Source organism: Streptomyces sp. NPDC026522 (genome assembly GCF_055567555.1).
The window spans coordinates 200,459-219,202 of record NZ_JBVHQF010000010.1 but is presented as its reverse complement, the minus strand read 5'-3'; the positions used below and the strand labels follow the sequence as shown (position 1 = coordinate 219,202).

The window sequence follows — 18,744 nt, the reverse complement described above, 5'->3', positions numbered from 1 at the left end:
TGCGGTGATCGATGGTATGCAGTCGGGGGGTTCCGAGCCACCGGTTCGACCAACGATTACCGGGGTGTCGGGGTGCGGCGCATGTTCGTGCCCCCGCCACCCCGCTGTCATCCGGCGGACCGGTGCCGCTGCCAGGGTCGGCCCACCATGTCGACACCGCACCGCTCCCGGCGCCGCACCTCACTCATGGGCGCCGCGCTCGCCGCTCTGCTCACGACGGTGGCCGTGTGTGCGGGGGACGCCGTCGCACGCGTCTTCCCGTACGGGCACCGCCACCGCAGCGTCAACGACCTCGGCAACCAGTTCGTGCCCTTCCACGCGCACCTGTGGGACCTGCTGCACGGCCGCGCCGCGGGCGGCCTGCTGCTCAACTGGCAGTCCGGGTACGGGACGAGCTTCCTGCCCGACTACGGGACGTACCTGAGCAGCCCGTTCGCGGTGCTGGTGGGGCTCTTCCCGCGCACCGACATCGACCTGGCGGTGTACGTCGTCACCGTGTTCAAGACGGCGGTGGCCGGGGCGGCGATGGCCTGGCTGCTGCGCACGCAGCGGCCCGGGCCGTGGTGGGGGGCCGGGCTGCTGGGCGCCTCGTACGCGCTGTGCGGCTGGTCGTTGATCGAGGCGTCCTACAACCCGATGTGGCTGGACGGCCTGATCGCGTTCCCGCTGCTGTGCCTGACGGGCGAGTGGGCGCTGCGCGGGCGGCGGCCGGTGGCGGGGGTGCTGGTGGTGGCCGTCTGCTGGACGGCGAACTTCTACACCGCCTACATGGCGACGCTGGGCGCCGCGCTGGTGCTGCTGGTGCGGGTGGTGCTGGCCCGGGAGGGCGTGCGGGACCGGCTGCGGGTGTGCGGGCGGGCGGCGACGGCGACCGTACTGGGGGTGGCGCTGTCCGCGCCGGTGCTGCTGCCGGTGTTCCTGAGCTCGAAGCAGGCCTACCCGGGCTGGTTCAAGGAGTTCCGGCCGGTGCCGGCGTCCGACCTGCTGGCGCGGCTGCTGCCCGCCACCTACTCCTTCTCCTCCCCGGCGCTGTTCGTCGGGACCGGCACGCTGCTGCTGGCGGCGGCCCTGCCGTTCCACCGGGCGCTGCCGCTGCGGACCCGGCTGTGCTGGGCGGGCCTGGTGGTGGCGGTGCTGCTGTCCCTCCAGTGGACGCCGACCCATCTGGCCTGGCACGTCTTCGCGACGCCGAACGGCAGCCCGTACCGGCAGACCTTCGTCCTCGCCGGGATCGTGGTGATCGCCGCCTGGACCGCGCTGGCGGCCGGGCCGCCCGGCTTCGCGGCCCTGGCGGCGGGGGCCGGGGTGCTGGGCGCCGTCGCGCTGGGGGCGGCCGGCAGCGGGCTCGCGACGGGCTGGGGGTACGGCCTGTTCGGCGCCGGAGCAGCCCTGGCGGTGGCCGCCTGGGGGCTGCTCGGACGCCGGGGGCGGGCCGCCCGGCCGGCGGCCTCGGTGCTGGCGCTGGTCCTGGTGGCGCAGGCCGCGGCGACGACCGCGTACGGGCACCAGGGCACCCTGCGCGGCCTGGACGACTACCCCTCCTGGGGCCCCGCGCACTCCGCCCGGGCCGCCGCGCTGGCCGGCGCCGAGGACTGGCCCGCGTACCGGACCGACCCGGGCCGGCCCGCCCTGACGGGCAACGACCCGCTGCTGCTGGGCGGGGAGGGCGGCGCCTACTACAGCAGCCACACGCCCGACGTGTTCACCCGCACGATGGTCGCCCTGGGGGCCGGCTGGACCTCGCGCGGCCGCAACGTGCAGAGCCTGGACAACCCGGTGACCGACGCCCTGTTCGCGGTCGGCGCCCGGCTGCGCCCCGACGGCACGATCGCCCGCGCCGCGACCCTGCCGCTGGTCACGCTCCGCCCGCCGGGACCGGCGCCGGCCTACGGGGAGTCGCCGTTCGCCAACCAGGAACTCCTGCTGGGCGCCCGGGTCTACGAGGACCCCGTCGCCCCCGGGGTGTGCCGGGCGGGCACCGAGGCGTTCCTGTGGGCCCCGCAGTACAACGCCACCGCCCGGCTGGCGGACGGGCCGGCGTTCCGCTTCAACGCCACTCCCCCGCGCAACCGGGCCGCCCTCCAGCCGATGGGCCCCTCCCACGGCGCCTCCTCGGCCCTGGTCTTCGACGGGGCGGCGCCCGCGCGGTGGCTGCTCGGCTGCCTGGACCGGACCCGGCTGGACGCGGCGGTGGCGGCGCTGCGCGCATCGGCCCCGGTCCGGGTGCGGGTCGGCGCGTCCGGGGTCGGCGCCACCTTCCGCCCGGGCACCACGGGCACCGCCGTCCTCGCGGCGCCCGGCATCGCCGGCTGGACCTGCGACGGGCGTCCGGCCGGCGCCCGCCTGGGGCTCGTCGCCGTCCCGCTGGACGGCCGTGCCACCACGGTGAGCTGCGCGTTCCGGCCCCCGGGACTGCTGCCGGGGGCGGCCCTCGCGGCGGCGGCCCTGCTGCTGGTGGCCGTACGGGCCCGGTGGCGCCGCCGGGGGTGAGTCAGCGGACCTGGCCCAGCCACTGGAGGGTGCGGCGGATCTCCGAGGGGAGCGGGTGCGCCGGTCCGTGCAGCCGGTCCGCGTCGAACAGGAGCCGGACCAGGGTGTCGTGGGCCGCCGCCCGGTCGCCCATGGACAGCAGCAGGTGCGCTATCCGGCGCCGGACCTCCAGCGGCAGGCCCGGGTCCGGGTTGGCGTAGTGGTTCTCGAACAGCGGCAGCAGGGAGCGGTATTCGGCGAGGGCCGCCGCCGGCTCCCCGAGCTGTTCCAGGCACTGCGCGGCGTCGTAGCGGAAGCGCAGCGCCTGGGCGTCCCCGGCCGGGAACTGTTCGGCGAGCCGGCGCAGTTCGGGCAGCGCCCGGCGGTACTGGCCGTCGTCCATCAGCGTGGCCGCGTACTGCTTGCGCAGCGAGCGGACCACCGGCGAGTGCTCCCCGTGCTCGGCGGCCGCCGCCGGGAGGATGCCGCCGAGGATGTCCCCGGCCTGGGTCAGCTGCCCCTGGTCCAGCAGCTTGCGCGCCTCGTCCACCGCTCCCGGGATGTCCGGCCGGGGCGCGGCCGGGGGCTGCGGCGGGGCCTGCGGGGCGGTGGCGCGGTCGGGCCAGGGGGCCTGGGGGCGCAGGAAGGGCCGGGTCGGGTCGAGCGGCCCGGAGGGGGCGCCGCCCTGGCGGGGCAGCAGCGGCGCGAGGGCCTCGTAGACCGCCTGCGCGGAACCGGGCCGGTCCTGCGGATCCTTGGCCAGCAGGTGCAGGAGTACGGCCTCCAGCGCGTGCGGGATCTCGGGCCGTACCCGGCGCACCGGCGCCGGGGGCTCGTACAGGTGCCGGTGCAGCACGCCCAGCGCGGTCGACCCGGCGAAGGGGACGGTGCCGCTGAGGAGTTCGTACAGCAGCACGCCGAGCGCGTACAGGTCGGTGTACGGCCCCACGGCGCCGCCCATGGCCTGCTCGGGGGCCATGTAGGCGGGGCTGCCTATGGGCGTGCCGGTGCTGGTGAGGCGGGTGGTGTCGGTGTCCATCACGGAGGCGACGCCGAGGTCCAGCACCAGCACGGTGCCGTCCGGGCGGACCATCACGTTGCGGGGTTTCAGGTCGCGGTGCACGATCGGCACCGCGTGCACCGCCGACAGCACGGAGCACAGCTGCGCGGCCACGGCGACCGCCCACGGCCACGGGTACGGGCTGTGCTCCACGAGGTGGTCGGCCAGGTTGGAGCCCTCGACGTGGCCCATCACCAGGAAGAGTTCGTCGCCGTCGTTGCCCGCGTCGTGCACCGTGACCAGGCCGGGATGGTCGACCTGCGCCGTCACCCGGCATTCGCGCACGAAGCGGCGGCGCAGCTCCTCGGCGACGGTGCCGGGACCGGCGACCTTGTCGGGGCGCAGCAGCTTGACGGCGACGCGGCGGTCCAGGCGCCGGTCGTAGGCGGTCCACACCTGGCCCATGCCGCCCTGGCCGAGGACGGAGGCGAGCTGGTAGCGCTCGCCGATCAGCCGGTCGGTCACTGCTCCGGGCCCTGCACGGCGGTCCGGTCCGGGTCCTGGTGGGGGCCGCCGGGCGGCGGAGTCTGCTTGCGCAGCAGTTCGCTGAGCTCGTCGAGTTCGGCGCGGACCTGCCCGATGCGCGGCGGCGGGGTCGGCTGCGGCGGGACCTGCGGGGGCGGGGGCGCCGGGACCGGCGTCGTCGCCGCGGGCGGGTAGCCGTAGGCGGGCGTGGTCTGCTGCGGGTTCGGGTAGGGCGGCTGCTGCGCCGGGTACCAGGGGGCGGCGGGCGCGGCGGCCCGCTGCTCGTGGTGACGGATGTCGGCGACGAGGAAGTACACGCAGGTGGCGAAGCCGGTGAGGAGGATGGTGCCGGCGCCGGCGTTGCCCTGCCAGCCGCTGGTGTCCGGTGTCGGGTCCGCGCCGATCAGCGCGACCGAGGCCACGGAGAGCACGCAACTGAGCGCGAGCAGCGTCCAGTCCCGGGCGGCGCGGGTCACTATCGCGAGCCGCAGCATCGTGCCCCAGGCCAGGAATCCGCAGCTCAGGACCGGCAGCAGCGCGAACAGCACGCGCAGCGCCACCACGCCCTCGGTACTGGGCCGGTGGTGATGCTGCGGCGGGATGCCGGGGGCGTGCATCGGTGCTCCTGACGGGCCGAGCGGAAGGGTTGCGGGTAGAGCGTATACAGCGATTCCGGCCATGGTGAGGGGATGTGCCCAACCGTTGTACGGTCGCCGCACGATCCCCGGCGAGGCGGCCGGAACACGGGGTTCCGGCCGCCTCGCGTGCGCTGTTACGAGCCGAGGACGGTGGTGAGGAATTCGCCCGTCCACGCCAGCAGTTCCCGCCCGACCAGCGGCTTCCCGCCGACCTTGGCGGTCTTCGGGCGCGGGATCAGGACCTGTGAGGCGGCCGGCTTGAGCACCGCCCCGGGGTAGAGCCGCTTCAGCCGCAGCTCCTGTGATTCGCGCAACTCCACCGGGCCGAAGCGGATGTTCGGGCCCTGGAGGGTGATGTCGCCGACCCCGCAGGCGCGGGCCAGCATCCGCAGCCCCGCCACCAGCAGCAGGTTCTCCACCGGCTCGGGCAGCTTGCCGTAGCGGTCGGTCAGCTCCTCCCGTACGGCCTTGATGTCGGCCTCGGAGTTCGCCGACGCGATGGACCGGTAGGCCTGGAGGCGCAGCCGCTCGCCGGGCGCGTAGTCGTGCGGGACGTGCGCGTCGACCGGCAGCTCGATCTTCACCTCCAGCGGCGGCTCCTCCGCTGCCCCGCCTTCCACGGCGGCCCGGTAGTCGGCCACCGCCTCGCCGACCATGCGGATGTACAGGTCGAAGCCGACGCCGGCGATGTGGCCGGACTGCTCGCCGCCCAGCAGGTTGCCCGCGCCGCGGATCTCCAGGTCCTTCATCGCCACGTACATGCCGGCGCCCATCTCGGTGTGCTGGGCGATCGTCGCGAGCCGCTCGTGCGCGGTCTCGGTCAGCGGCTTCTCCGGCGGGTAGAGGAAGTACGCGTACCCGCGCTCGCGGCTGCGGCCGACACGGCCGCGCAGCTGGTGCAGCTGGGAGAGGCCGAAGTTGTCGCCGCGCTCCACGATGAGGGTGTTGGCGTTGGAGATGTCGATGCCCGACTCGACGATCGTGGTCGAGACGAGCACGTCGAACTTCTTCTCCCAGAAGTCCACCACCACCTGCTCCAGGGCCTGTTCGGACATCTGCCCGTGCGCCGTCGCGATCCGCGCCTCGGGCACGATCTCGCGCAGCTTCGCGGCGGCCCGGTCGATGGACTCGACCCGGTTGTGGATGTAGAAGCACTGGCCCTCGCGCAGCAGCTCGCGCCGGATGGCCGCGCCGATCTGCTTCTCCTCGTACGGGCCGACGAACGTCAGCACCGGGTGCCGCTCCTCGGGCGGGGTGGTGATGGTCGACATCTCGCGGATGCCGGTCACCGCCATCTCCAGGGTGCGCGGGATCGGCGTCGCGGACATGGTCAGCACGTCGACGTTGGCCCGCAGCTTCTTGAGCTGCTCCTTGTGCTCGACGCCGAAGCGCTGCTCCTCGTCGACGATGACCAGGCCCAGGTCCTTGAACTTCGTCTCCTGCGAGAACAGCCGGTGCGTGCCGATGACCACGTCCACCGAGCCCTCGCGCAGCCCCTCCAGGGTGGCCTTGGCCTCGGTGTCGCTCTGGAACCGCGACAGAGCCTTCACGTTGACCGGGAACTGGCTGTAGCGCTCGGAGAAGGTGCCGAAGTGCTGCTGCACGAGCAGGGTGGTGGGGACGAGGACGGCGACCTGCTTGCCGTCCTGGACCGCCTTGAAGGCGGCGCGGACCGCGATCTCGGTCTTGCCGTAGCCGACGTCGCCGCAGACCAGGCGGTCCATGGGGACGGACTTCTCCATGTCCTCCTTGACCTCGGCGATGGTGGTCAGCTGGTCGGGCGTCTCCGCGTACGGGAAGGCGTCCTCCAGCTCCCGCTGCCAGGGCGTGTCCGGGCCGAAGGTGTGGCCGGGAGCCGCCATCCGCGCGCTGTACAGCTTGATCAGATCGGCGGCGATCTCCTTGACGGCCTTCTTCGCGCGGGCCTTCGTCTTCGTCCAGTCGGCGCCGCCGAGCCGGTGCAGGGTCGGGGCCTCGCCGCCGACGTACTTGGTGACCTGCTCCAGCTGGTCGGTGGGGATGTACAGCCGGTCGCCGGGCTGGCCCCGCTTGGCGGGCGCGTACTCCACCAGGAGGTACTCGCGGGTGGCGCCCTGGACGGTGCGCTGCACCATCTCGATGTAGCGGCCCACGCCGTGCTGCTCGTGGACGATGTAGTCGCCGGTCTCCAGCGTGAGGGGGTCGATGGACTTGCGGCGCCGGGTCGGCATCCGGCCCAGGTCCTTGCTGGCGGTGCGCTGGCCCGTCAGGTCGGTCTCGGTCAGGACGGCGATCTTGCGGTCCGGGTCGACGAAGCCCTGGTCGAGCGAGGCGCACGCCACGTGCACGATCGACGGCTCCAGGGTGCGCAGGTCCGCCTCCAGGCGGGCCGCGATGCCCTCGCCGCCGAGCACCTCGACGGTACGGGCGGCCGGGCCGTGGCCCTCGGTCAGGTAGACGGTGTGCCAGCCGTCGGCGATCCACGCCTTGGTGTCGGCGAGCGCGCGGGCGGTGTCGCCGCGGTACGCCTCGGGGGCGTGCATGCCCAGCTTGAGGGTGTCACCGCCGAGGTCGGTGTCGTCGGCGGCGAACGGGGACACCGACCACCACATCATGCCCAGCTCGCGGGCCCGGTCGCGGACGTCCGCGATGGCGCGCAGCGAGGCCGCGCCGACGTCGATGGGCGCGTCCCCGCCGCCGGCGGTGGCCGCCCAGGAGGCCATCAGGAACTCCTGCGAGGTCGCCACCAGGTCGGCGGCCCGCGTCCGGACCCGCTCGGGGTCGCAGACGACCGCCATGGACCCGGCCGGCAGGACGTCGATCAGCAGTTCCATGTCGTCTACGAGGACGGGCGCGAGGGACTCCATGCCCTCGACGGCGATCCCTTCCGCGATCTTGTGCAGCAGTTCGCCGAGCTCGGGGTGGGCCTCGGCCAGCGCCGCCGCCCGCTCCCGCACGTCGTCGGTGAGCAGCAGCTCCCGGCACGGCGGCGCCCACAGCCCGTGCTCGGCGATCTCCAGCGAGCGCTGGTCGGCGACCTTGAAGTAACGGATCTCCTCGACCTCGTCGCCCCAGAACTCCACGCGCAGCGGGTGCTCCTCGGTGGGCGGGAACACGTCCAGGATGCCGCCGCGCACCGCGAACTCGCCGCGCTTCTCGACCAGCTCGACCCGCGCGTACGCGGCGGCGGCCAGCGCCTCGGTGACCTGCCCCAGATCGACGCTCTCGCCCTGCCGCAAGCTCACCGGAACCAGCTCGGCCAGCCCCTTGACCTGCGGCTGGAGCACCGAGCGGATCGGCGCGACCACGACGCTGACGGGGCCCGCGGCCGGGTCGTCCTTGCTGGGGTGCGCGAGCCGGCGCAGCACCGCGAGCCGCCGGCCCACGGTGTCGCTGCGCGGCGAGAGCCGCTCGTGCGGCAGCGTCTCCCAGGAGGGGTACTCCGCCACCTCGTCGGCGGGCAGGAAGGACCGCAGCGCCGCCGCCAGGTCCTCCGCCTCGCGCCCCGTGGCGGTCACCGCGAGCACGGTCCGCTCGGTGCGCCGGGCCAGCGCGGCGATCGCGAAGGGCCGCGCGGCGGGCGGACCCACCAGGTCGACGTGCATCCGGTTGCCGTCCCCGGCCGCCGCGACCGCCTCGGCGAGGGCGGGATCCCGGGTGACGGCGTCGAGCAGTCCGTGCAGGCTCATGAAAGCGGCTTTCCGTCCGGTGAAGGGGCAACGCGAAGGACCCGACACGTGAACGGGCCGGGGGATCCCAGCGTACGACGCGCCGCCGACACCCGCGCGAGGGATTACCGCCCCGCCACCCCGCCGGTCGCCCCCGGCGTCCGACCGCGCCGATGCGCCCCGCCGCCCCGACCCCGCCGATGCGCCCCGCCGCCCCGACCCCGCCGATGCGCCCCGCCGCCCCGACCCCGCCGCTCCGCTCGCCGCTGCCGTCCTACGATGTCCGGACGTACCGACCGAGCGTGCCGCGTCGCCCTGCCGCGCAAGGGTTCACCCCCGACCGGCAGAGGGAGCAGCACCGCGTGACGACAGACGCCATAGCCGGGCCCGCCGCCGTCCCCCGGGACGCGGCGGGCCGCTACCCGCGCCGCGCCGAGCCGTACGCACTGGCCGCCCTGCTGTTCGCCGCGTACGCCGTGCTCTCCCTCTCCCGGCACCGGCGGATGGAGGCCACCTCCTGGGACCTGGGCATATTCGAGCAGGCGGTCAGGGCCTACGCCCACCTCCAGGCGCCCGTCGCCGACCTCAAGGGCCCCGGCGCGAACATCCTCGGCGACCACTTCAGCCCCGTCATCGCCGTACTCGCCCCCCTCTACCGGCTGTTCCCCGGCCCCGCCACCCTGCTCCTCGCGCAGGCCGCCCTGTTCGCCGTCTCCTCGGTCCCCGTCACCCGCGCCGCGGCCCGGCTGCTCGGCCGGGCCCGGGGCCTGGCGCTGGGTGCCGCGTACGGGCTGGGCTGGGGCATCCAGCGGGCCGTCGACTTCGAGTTCCACGAGGTCTGCTTCGCCGTGCCGCTGCTCGCCTTCGCCCTGGAGGCACTGCTCGCCCGGCGCCCGCGGGCCGCGCTGCTGTGGGGGCTGCCGCTGCTGCTCGTCAAGGAGGACCTCGGCCTCACCCTCGCCGTCCTGGCCCTGCTCGTCGCCCGGCGGGCCCGGCACACCGACCGGCGGGCCGCCCTGGCCGCCACCGCGACCGCGGTCCTCGCCGTGCTCGCGGCCGCGCTGGTGTTCACCGTCGTGATACCGGCCTTCGGCAGCGGCTACGCCTACTGGGAGAAGGCCCGGCACGGCTCGCCGCTGGCCGGGCTCCCCACCAAACTCGGCACGCTCGCCTGGGTGCTGGTTCCCACGTCCGGGCTGCTGGCCCTGCGTTCCCCGCTGCTGCTGGTGGCCCTGCCCACCCTCGGCTGGCGGTTCCTGTCCGGCGACGCCCACTACTGGTCCACCGACTGGCACTACAGCGCCGTCCTCATGCCGGTCACCGCCCTCGCCCTGGTCGACGCGCTCGCCGCCGCCGATGCCGGCACCCGGCCGTGGCTGCGCGCCTATGCCCACCAGCTGCCCGGCGCCCTCCTCGCGGCCGCCCTCGCCCTCAGCGCCACCACCCTCCCCCTGGAACGGCTGGGGCACGCGGCCACGTACGCCACGCCCGCCCGCGTGACCGAGGCCGACCGGCTCCTGGCCCGGATCCCCGACGGGGCGAGCGTGGAGGCCGACATCCCGCCGCTGTCCCGGCTGACCTCGCGCTGCCGGGTGTACTGGATCGGCTCCGCCCCGGGCGTGCTCCCGGCCTTCGTCGCCTTCGACGTCTCCTCCGGCTGGGCGGGCGACGACCCGGTCGACTACGCCCGCCGGCTGCACCCCGGCGCCAGGTTCGGGGTGCTCGGCGAGGCCGGCGGGATCATCGTCCTCCAGCGGCTGTGAACCCGGGTACGACACCGGCCCCGGCCCCGCCCCCGCGGGCAGGACCGGGGCCGGTGTACCCCCGTTGGCGACCGCCTCCCGACCGTCAGTCGGTGGCGATCGCGTTCAGTACGTTCATCCGCCCCGCCCGGAACGCCGGGACCAGTGCGGCGAACAGGCCCACCAGGGCCGAGCCGGCGAACACCCCGAGGATCGTCGGCCACGGGATCTCCAGCACCTTCAGGCCCTCCAGGGCCAGCAGCCGCTGCGCCGTCGCGCCCCAGCCCATGCCGAGCCCGAGCCCGAGCAGGGCGCCGAACAGGGCGATGACCACAGACTCCAGGCGGATCATGCGGCGCAGCTGGCGCCGGGAGAGACCGATGGCGCGCATCAGGCCGATCTCCCGGGTCCGCTCGACCACCGAGAGCGCCAGGGTGTTCACGACACCCAGCACCGCGACGATGATCGCCAGGGCGAGCAGCCCGTACACGATGTTCAGCAGCTGGCCGATCTGGTCGCGCAGGAGCTGCTTGTAGTCGGCCTGGTTGAGCACCTTGTACTGCGGGTACTGCGCCAGCGCCGCCTTGACCCCGGCGTACGCGGCATCCGCCTGGCCGGACTTGGCGGTGGCCAGCAGCATGAAGGGGCGCGGCAGCTTGTCGGCCGGGAGGTTCGCCTCGGCGACGGCGGTGCTGGTGTACTTCATGCCCTTGTCGAGGTTGCCCTCGTCACTGGTGATCGCCGCGATCCTCAGCTTGGCCGTCCTGCCGCCGTTGAAGGCGACCGTCAGCTCGTCGCCGAGCCTGAGGTGGTGCTCGCTCGCGTACTGCGAGCCGACCGACATCGCGTTCGGCCCGTACGCGGCCGCGTGCTCGCCGGCCGTCATCGTGCGCCGGATGTCCTTGGCGTACGTGGGGTCCTGCGCGCCCAGGGCGTCGTCGGTGCTGGACCCGTCGGGAGCGGTGATCTTCACCGGGATCTCGCGGTACGCGGTGACGTGGTCCAGGTTCGCGGCGGCCCGCAGGGCCTGCTCGGCCTGCGGCACGACCGGCTGGCCGGAGGGGGCGTTGACGATGTAGTCCGCGCCGACCGACTTGTCGAGCTCGGCGGTCGCGGAGGCCACCATCGAGGAGCCCACCACCGACAGGCAGGCGACCAGCGCCAGACCGATCATCAGCGCGGCGGCGGTGGCGCCCGTACGGCGCGGGTTGCGCAGCGCGTTGCGCTCCGCGAGCCGCCCGACGGAGCCGAAGGGCCGCAGCACGGGCGCGGCCAGCACCCGTACGACGATCCCGGCGAGGAGGGGGCCGACCACGATGAACCCGATGAGGGTCAGCACGACGCCCAGCCCCAGCCACAGCGAGCCGCCGGTGGCCTCGTCGGCCACCCCGGCGAGGCAGAGCGCGGCGCCGCCGAGCCCGGTCAGCACCAGACCGAACGCGGCCCGGACCCGGCCGGCCCGCTTGTCGCCGGGGGTACCGGCCTCGCGCAGCGCGGCCATCGGCGAGACCTTCCCTGCGCGGCGGCCGGGGACGTAGGCGGAGACGACGGTGACGAGGATGCCGAGGAACAGGCCGACGGCGGGGGTGGTCCAGGCGACGGTCAGGTCGTCGGTGGACAGGTCCATGCCCATCTGGCCCATGAGCTTCATCAGGCCGACGGCCAGACCCACCCCGGCTCCGACGCCGAGGAGCGAGCCGACGACGCCGAGCAGGAACGCCTCGACGAGGACGGAGCGGTTGATCTGCTTGCGGTCGGCGCCGATGGCGCGCATCAGGCCGATCTCGCGGGTGCGCTGGGCGACCAGCATCGAGAAGGTGTTGAAGATCAGGAAGATGCCGACGAGGAAGGCGATCAGCGCGAAGCCGAGCATCGCGTACTTCATCACGTTGAGGAAGGAGCCGACGCTCTTGCGGTTGGCGTCCGCGGCTTCCTTGGCGGTCTGCAGCTTGTACGTGTCCGCGCCGAGGGCCTTGGCGATGTTCTGCTTGAGCTGCTCGTCGCCGACCCCGTCCTTGGCGGTGACGTTGACGTGCGTGAAACTGCCCGGGGCGCCGAGCAGCAGCTGCTGGGCGGTGGCGGTGTCGAGGTAGACGACGGTGGCGCCCGGGTTGGTCACGGTGAAGGACGCGATACCGACGATCTTGGCGCGGTTGTCACCGGTGACGGCGATCGTGCGGATGTCGTCCCCGAGCGCGAGGTGGTGCTTCTTCACGGTGTCGGCGTCGACCATCACCTCGGCCGGCCCGTGCGGGGCGTGACCCGAGGTGATCTTCATGGACTTCAGTTCGTTCTCGGTCCAGCTGCCCGCGAGGGTCGGGGCGCCGCCGTCCGAACCGAGGTTCTCGTTGCGGGCGTTGACGACGGTGACGGACGCCGAGATCACCCCGCCCTCGGCGGCCTTGACGCCTTCGACCTTCGAGATCCGCTCGACGACCGGGCCGGCCAGCACCTCGGGCTTGCCGCTGTCGCCCGGCGCCCGGGCCGCGGCGGGCTCCTTCGGGCTCACCGTGACGTCGGAGCTGGTGACCGCGAACAGCTTGTCGAAGGTGGTGTTCATGGTGTCCGTGAACACCAGCGTGCCGCAGACGAAGGCGACGGAGAGCAGTACGGCGACGGCGGACAGGGCCATGCGCCCCTTGTGCGCGACGAAGTTGCGCCGCGCGGTCTTCATGACGGTCACGAGGTCCGCCCGCGTGCGTCGAAGTCCTTCATCCGGTCGAGGACCTGGTCGGCGCTCGGGTTCGCCATCTCGTCCACGATCCGGCCGTCGGCGAGGAAGATGACGCGGTCCGCGTAGGAGGCGGCGACCGGGTCGTGGGTGACCATCACGATGGTCTGGCCCAGCTCGTCCACCGACTGGCGCAGGAAGCCGAGGACTTCGGCCCCGGCCCGGGAGTCGAGGTTGCCGGTCGGCTCGTCACCGAAGATGATCTGCGGCCGCGAGGCGAGGGCGCGGGCGACCGCCACGCGCTGCTGCTGGCCGCCGGAGAGCTCGGTCGGGCGGTGCTTGAGCCGGCCCGCGAGGCCCACGGTCTCCACCACCCGGGCCAGCCACTGGGCGTCGGGCCTGCGGCCGGCGATGTCCATGGGGAGCGTGATGTTCTCCAGGGCGTTCAGCGTCGGCAGCAGGTTGAACGCCTGGAAGATGAAGCCGATCTTGTCGCGGCGCAGCTGGGTGAGCTTCTTGTCCTTGAGGCCGGTGATCTCGGTGTCGTCCAGGTGGATCCGGCCGCTGGTCACGGTGTCCAGACCGGCCAGGCAGTGCATCAGGGTGGACTTGCCGGAACCGGAGGGGCCCATGATCGCGGTGAACCGGCCGCGGTGGATGTCCACGTCCACCCGGTCGAGGGCGACGACCCGGGTCTCGCCCGAGCCGTACGCCTTGACGACCTCGCGCGCCCGGGCCGCGACGGCGGAATGCCCCCCAGTGCCCCCCTGCCTGGTTTCGGTCATTGCCGTTGTCACGGTGTTTCCCCTCGTCGGTGTCCGGCGCTGCTCGCCGTTCGCATTCTGCTGAGCGGGGGCGGCGCGGCGCACTGGTGCCCGTAGCCGGGTCCGTACGGGGGTTACCCCCACCCCCGACCGGGCCCGCTCATATGAACCAGTTAAGGACCCGCCGGCCCCCGCCACCTCCTCCGCCGGGACGAAAGGCCCCTCGCTCTTTGTGTGGAGGGGACCCTTAGGGGTCTCCACCTTTCGGGACAGCAGGTCTCGGGGTCTCCACCTTTCGGGACGGCGGGCCTCGGGGATACCCTCGGCCGCGGCCCGGTGAGAGGGTGTTCCCCGCACACGCGTGCACAGTGGAGGGGACTTCGGTGGCCATGGGGGAGAGCACGGGGAGCCGCCCTGGGGAGGGCGCGCCCAACCGCATCAGGCGAAACGTTTCAGCCAAACCCGGGAAGGCGGAGCCGGGGGCGGCACAGGCGGAGCCGGCCCCCGCCGGGCGGCCGAAGGCCGCCGTCGTCGCCGCCCTGATGCTGACCATGGGCCTCGTCGCCCTCGACGGCGCCATCGTCTCCACCGCCGTCCCCCAGATAGTCGGCGACCTCGGCGGCTTCTCCGTCTTCTCCTGGATCTTCGCCGGCTACGTACTCGCCGGAACCGTCACCCTGCCCGTCTACGGGAAGCTCTCCGACACCTACGGCCGCAAGCCCGTCCTGCTCATCGGCATCAGCCTGTTCCTCGTCGGCTCGCTGTTGTGCGCGGCGGCCTGGAACATGGCCGCCCTCATCGCCTTCCGCATCCTCCAGGGCCTGGGCGGCGGCGCCCTCCAGGGCACGGTCCAGACCCTGGCCGCCGACCTGTACCCGCTCAAGGACCGCCCCCGCATCCAGTCCCGGATGACCGTCGTCTGGGCGACCTCGGCCGTCGGCGGCCCCGCGGTGGGCGGCATCATCGCCACCTACGCGGACTGGCGCTGGATCTTCCTGCTCAACCTGCCGCTCGCCCTCACCGCGCTCGCCGTCATCGTCCGCCACCTCACCGAACCCGTACGCTCCCCGGGGCGCCGCGGCCGCATCGACTGGGCGGGCGCGCTCGGCGTGTTCGCCTGCGGCGGGGTGGTGCTGTTCGCCCTCGTCCAAGGCGGTGTCGCCTGGCCCTGGCTCTCCGCCCCCTCCCTCGGCCTCCTGGCCACCGGCGCCCTGCTGGCCGCCCTGGTCGTCCGGGTGGAACGCCGGGCCGAGGAGCCGATCCTGCCCGGCTGGGTGTGGCGCCGGCGCACCATAGCCGCCGTCAACCTCGCCATGGCCGCCCTCGGCCTGCTCATGGCCGCCCCGCAGGTCTTCATGCCGACCTACGCCCAGGCCGTGCTCGGCCTCGGCGCCGTCAACGCCGGCCTGGTCGCCTCCGCCATGACCCTGACCTGGCCCGTCACCGCCGCCTTCGCCCAGCACGTCTACCGGCGCATCGGCTTCCGCGACACCGCCGCCACCGGGGTCGCACTGGCCGCGCTGGTCCTGTTCTCCTTCACCCTGCTCCCCTACCCGGCCCGGCCCTGGCAGGCCGCGGTGGTCATGCTGCTGCTCGGCGCCGCCCTCGGGCTCTTCCAGCTCCCGCTGATCGCCGGGGTCCAGTCCACGGTGGTCTGGGCGGAACGGGGCACGACGACGGCCTCCGTCCTGTTCTCCCGGCAGGTCGGCCAGAGCGTGGGAGCAGCCCTGATGGGGGCCGTCGCCAACGCCACCATCGCCGCCCGGCTGGCGCGGGCCCCCGTTCCCGGGCTGCCGGACCGCCTGGACGACGTGTCGAAGGCACTGGACCGGCCGGAACTCCTCCCGCGGGCCGCCGCCGACCACCTGCGGGGCGCCGTGAACGCCGCCGTGCACCACATCTTCCTCGGCGCGGCGGCGGCCGCCGTGGCCGCGCTGCTGATCCTGCTGACGGTGGCGCCCCGCAAGTTCCCGGTCCTGCCGGGCCAGGAGTAGCCGGCCCCGCGAGTTGTCATGCTCTGGGCGGGCGGGTATCTCTTCGGGGGGGCGACTCGCCGCCCTGCGACACCACACGGGGGACCCATGACTTCCACACTCCTCGCCCTGGCCTTACTCGCCGCCCTGGCCGGCCCGGCCGCCCTGCGGCTCTACCACCACCCCGGCTTCATCACCGGCCGCGACGGCCGGCTCTCCACCTCCACCACCCTCGCCCTGGCCTGGACCGTCATCCTCGTCTGGCTGCTGCTCACCTGCCTCGGCTACGGGCTGACGGCCGGGGGCGGAATCACGTGGCTCCAGGGCGAACACGGCCCGCTGTCCAACCTGGCGACGGTCTACCTGCCGCTGCTCGGCGGCCCCTACCTGGCGCTGATCGGGGCCAAGACGGTCGTCGGCATCCGCGTGGAGAACGGCAGCCTCGCCAAACCGGCCCCCAAACCGACCACCACGGGCCGGCGGCCGCTGCGGGAACTGATCGCGAACGACAGCGGCCGTACGGACCTGGTCGACCTCCAGTACGTGGCGCTGAGCGCGGTCACGATGCTCTACGTCGTCCTCTTCTTCCTCGCCGACGTCGGCGGCGGACTGCCGCGGCTGCCCGGGGAGATCTGGGCCCTGACCGGAGCCCCGGCGGGGGCGTACCTGGTGAACAAGCTGGCCACCCGGGCCAATCCGGTGATCACCCACGTCACCCTGGCCGACGGCGTCCTCACCGTCGAGGGCGGCGGCTTCGACGACGCCCGCCTGACGGTGGCCGACACCGCCGTCCCCGCCACCTGCGACCCCCTGACGGGCCACCTCACCGCCCCCCTGCCGAGCCCGCCGCCCACTCCGTTCCCGGTGGTGGTCACCTCCCACGGCCTGCGCAGCGACCCGTACCTCGTCACCACCCCGGCACCGACGCCGGTGCCGGCATCCCCGGCCGCCCCGACGCCGACTGCGGAACCAGCACCGACTACAAAACCGGTACCAGCACCGACTGCGGAACCGGCACCGGTCAGGAACAACGTCCAGCGGTAACCTCCCGCAGCCCCGCCGGCGTTCGGGGCGGGGGCGCGGAGGGCCCGCTCAGCCCTCCGCCGGAGCCCGCCCCGTCAACGCCGCCAGACTCGACCGCACATGGTTCATGTGCGCCCGCATCTCCTCCTGCGCCTGCGCGTGCTCGCGCAACAGCCGCTCCGTCTCCCGCCCCACCCGCTCCTCCCGCACCCGCGCCGCCGCGACCAGCTCCGCGCCCCGCGCCTCCGCGTCCTCCTGCCCGTGCCGCGCCGCCTCCTCCGCCTCCGCGAACCCCCGCCGCGCCCCCGCCAGCCGGGACTCCGCCAGCCGCTCCAGCTCCGCCAGCCGCGCCTGCGTCTCCGCCTCCCGCGCGGCGATCTCCCGCTCCGCCGCCTCCCAGCGCTCCCGCTGCTCCTGCTCCCGCTCCGCCACCAGCACGTCCGCCCGGCGGCGCGTCTCCACCAGCGCCGCGTGCGCCTCCGCCCGCCACCGCGCCGCGTCGTCCCGGGCCGCGCCCCGCGCCTCGTCCGCCTCGCGCTGCGCCCGCTCCAGCCCCTGCCGCGCCCGCACCTCGGTCTGCTCGACCACCGCGTGCGCGTCCTGCCGCGCCAGCTCCGCCACCCGCTCCGTGTACGCGTCCGCCGCACCCAGCGTCGCCGCCGCGTCCGCGCGCGCGTCCCCCCGTACGGCCTCCGCCTCCTCCTGCGCCAGCGCCAGGATCCGCCGCGCCCGCTCGCTCAGCTCCTCGTACGTCTGCGGCGCCAGCGCGGCCACCGCCTCCCGCAGCCGGTCCGCCTCGGCCTCCATCCGCTTCGCGAGGACCGTCAGCCGTGCCACCCGCTCCCAGGCCTCGTCCCGGCTGCCCGACAGCCGCGCGAGATACCGGTCGACCTGATCCACCCGGTAACCACGACCGCGCGCGGTCGCCAAACCCTGAGGTCCCTGAGGTGACATCGGTGCACTCATCCTGGAAGCGCCTCTCTCGCGGGGATTCCCGTCAAGGATGCGCCATTTGCCCCCCGAAGCCGGAGTGGCCGGGCCGGGAACCCCCGCACGAGGGTCCCGGCCCGGCCACCGCGGCGACGGACGCAATCAGAGCAGCCCGTCCCACATCTGCTCCAGCAGCACCGACCACCAGCTCTCCGGCGAAGCCAGCGCCGCACTGTCGAGCCCCGCCAGATTCGCCTGGAAATCGACGGTCCAACGCCCCGCCTGCTCCGGCGTCAAATGCTGGCGCAGCCGCCACATCTGACCCAGCATCGCCAGCGACCGCACGAACTGCGGCAGACTCGAATTCACGAACTGCGGCGGCACCGGCGCCCCGCCCGGCCCGGCCTCGACCGGAACCGCCACGATGTGCGCCGTCCCGTACTGCACGCACAGCGCCTTGCCGAAGTCACTGCCGACCACCAGGTACGAACCCGCGTCCGACGCCGGCTGCACCTGCCGCTGCGCCGCCAGCTCCGCCAGCGTCGGCAACGGCTGACCCGGCACCGCCTGCGCCCAGAAGAACGGCCCGAAGTCCACCGGCAGTCCCGACCACATCAGCGTTTGCGCCACGATCTCCGGCACACCCTGACGCGACACCGCCCGCTGCTCGAACCGGAACACGCCCTGCGGCCCGAACGCCCCCGCCAGCTCCTGCGCGATCGCCTCCAGCGGGATCGCCGGCTGCAACGGAACCTGCGGCAGCGGCGCCCGCACCGGCGCCGGGCGCGCCGGACCGTCCGCCACCTGGTGCAGTTCGCTCTGGTGGGTGATCAGATGGCGCATGCCCTGCTGACGGCTGCCGTGATCCGTCCCGTACGGGGCCACGCTCGTGATCCGCACCTGCGGCCACGTCTCCCGGATCATCCGCGCGCAATAGCCGCCGGGCAGCTCGCACGACGCCAGCTCCGTGTGCAGCTCCAGCACCTGCTGCGGCGGCACGTTCATCGCCCGCAGCTCGTAAAGGATCTGCCACTCCGGGTGCGGCGTACCCGGCGCCGACCGCCGGATCAGCTGCTGCTCGGACCCGTCGGGCGCGCGGTAGCGCAGCACGGCCTGGTAGCCGGGACCCACCGTGGGGACCCCGGGCTGCGCCACGGGAGCAGGACCGTGCTGCGGGCCGCCGGGCCCGGGCGGGGCGGGCGGGCCGGGCGGCTGCGGCACGCCGGGATGCGCCAGCATCGTGGCGGCGTGGTGCGCCCCGCCACCGGGCACCCCGGGCGGCGCGGGCGGAGCCGGCGGCCCCACCACAGCAGGGCCCGCCAGCATCGTCGCAGCGTGATCGAGACCGCCACCCGGCCCACC

11 protein-coding genes are annotated in these 18,744 nt (G+C 74.1%); 4 read left to right on the top strand and 7 right to left on the bottom strand.

Annotated elements, in window-relative coordinates:
- Positions 1-147 precede the first annotated feature (147 nt).
- A complete protein-coding gene (locus ACZ4M3_RS25700) occupies positions 148-2,490 on the top strand; it encodes a YfhO family protein (RefSeq protein ID WP_467736389.1) in 2,343 nt (780 codons plus the stop codon).
- Position 2,491: 1 nt separating this feature from the next.
- Here ACZ4M3_RS25700 and ACZ4M3_RS25695 read toward each other — a convergent pair whose 3' ends face one another.
- The 3 genes from ACZ4M3_RS25695 to mfd all read right to left on the bottom strand — a co-directional run bounded on the left by ACZ4M3_RS25695 (position 2,492) and on the right by mfd (position 8,300).
- On the bottom strand, positions 2,492-3,994 hold the full coding sequence (locus tag ACZ4M3_RS25695; RefSeq protein WP_467736387.1) for a protein kinase domain-containing protein: 1,503 nt from the start codon (positions 3,992-3,994) through the stop codon (positions 2,492-2,494).
- Entirely contained in the window at positions 3,991-4,611 is a 621-nt protein-coding gene (locus tag ACZ4M3_RS25690) for a hypothetical protein (RefSeq protein ID WP_467736385.1), read from the bottom strand. The genes ACZ4M3_RS25695 and ACZ4M3_RS25690 overlap by 4 nt, the downstream gene beginning before the upstream one ends.
- Positions 4,612-4,766: 155 nt before the next feature.
- Complete coding sequence (mfd, locus tag ACZ4M3_RS25685) at positions 4,767-8,300, bottom strand: transcription-repair coupling factor (protein WP_467736383.1); 3,534 nt, start codon at positions 8,298-8,300, stop codon at positions 4,767-4,769.
- A gap of 341 nt (positions 8,301-8,641) precedes the next feature.
- On the opposite strand from mfd, the gene ACZ4M3_RS25680 reads away from it, so the two are divergent.
- On the top strand, positions 8,642-10,042 hold the full coding sequence (locus tag ACZ4M3_RS25680; RefSeq protein ID WP_467736381.1) for a DUF2079 domain-containing protein: 1,401 nt from the start codon (positions 8,642-8,644) through the stop codon (positions 10,040-10,042).
- 85 nt (positions 10,043-10,127) lie between these two features.
- Here ACZ4M3_RS25680 and ACZ4M3_RS25675 read toward each other — a convergent pair whose 3' ends face one another.
- Both ACZ4M3_RS25675 and ACZ4M3_RS25670 read right to left on the bottom strand, forming a co-directional pair.
- Positions 10,128-12,704, bottom strand: a complete 2,577-nt coding sequence (locus ACZ4M3_RS25675) for an ABC transporter permease (RefSeq protein WP_467736379.1) — start codon at positions 12,702-12,704, stop codon at positions 10,128-10,130.
- Positions 12,701-13,477 carry an ABC transporter ATP-binding protein gene (locus ACZ4M3_RS25670; protein ID WP_467736377.1) on the bottom strand — a complete coding sequence of 259 codons (777 nt, stop codon included), beginning with the start codon at positions 13,475-13,477 and terminating at the stop codon, positions 12,701-12,703. Before ACZ4M3_RS25670 ends, ACZ4M3_RS25675 begins: the two co-directional genes overlap by 4 nt.
- 368 nt (positions 13,478-13,845) lie before the next feature.
- Between ACZ4M3_RS25670 and ACZ4M3_RS25665 the strand changes: the two genes are divergently transcribed.
- Positions 13,846-15,450 (top strand): MFS transporter, encoded by a 1,605-nt coding sequence (locus ACZ4M3_RS25665; protein WP_467736375.1) that lies wholly within the window; start codon positions 13,846-13,848, stop codon positions 15,448-15,450.
- 87 nt (positions 15,451-15,537) lie between these two features.
- A complete protein-coding gene (locus ACZ4M3_RS25660; RefSeq protein ID WP_467736373.1) occupies positions 15,538-16,473 on the top strand; it encodes a hypothetical protein in 936 nt (311 codons plus the stop codon).
- A 48-nt stretch (positions 16,474-16,521) separates the two neighbouring features.
- On the opposite strand, the gene ACZ4M3_RS25655 is transcribed toward ACZ4M3_RS25660, so the two are convergent.
- On the bottom strand, positions 16,522-17,352 hold the full coding sequence (locus ACZ4M3_RS25655; RefSeq protein ID WP_467736371.1) for a cellulose-binding protein: 831 nt from the start codon (positions 17,350-17,352) through the stop codon (positions 16,522-16,524).
- Positions 17,353-17,544: 192 nt separating this feature from the next.
- Positions 17,545-18,744, bottom strand: a 1,200-nt coding sequence (locus ACZ4M3_RS25650; RefSeq protein WP_467736369.1) for an SUKH-4 family immunity protein, incomplete at its 5' end; no start/stop codon positions are given.

What these genes read in the sequence shown, in the direction of transcription:
- ACZ4M3_RS25660 (WP_467736373.1), top strand. Translation starts at nt 15,538, where the DNA reads ATGACTTCCACACTCCTCGCCCTGGCCTTACTCGCCGCCCTGGCCGGC.
- ACZ4M3_RS25700 (WP_467736389.1), top strand. Translation starts at nt 148, where the DNA reads ATGTCGACACCGCACCGCTCCCGGCGCCGCACCTCACTCATGGGCGCC.
- ACZ4M3_RS25670 (WP_467736377.1), bottom strand. Translation starts at nt 13,477, where the DNA reads ATGACCGAAACCAGGCAGGGGGGCACTGGGGGGCATTCCGCCGTCGCG.
- ACZ4M3_RS25690 (WP_467736385.1), bottom strand. Translation starts at nt 4,611, where the DNA reads ATGCACGCCCCCGGCATCCCGCCGCAGCATCACCACCGGCCCAGTACC.
- ACZ4M3_RS25665 (WP_467736375.1), top strand. Translation starts at nt 13,846, where the DNA reads ATGGGGGAGAGCACGGGGAGCCGCCCTGGGGAGGGCGCGCCCAACCGC.
- mfd (WP_467736383.1), bottom strand. Translation starts at nt 8,300, where the DNA reads ATGAGCCTGCACGGACTGCTCGACGCCGTCACCCGGGATCCCGCCCTC.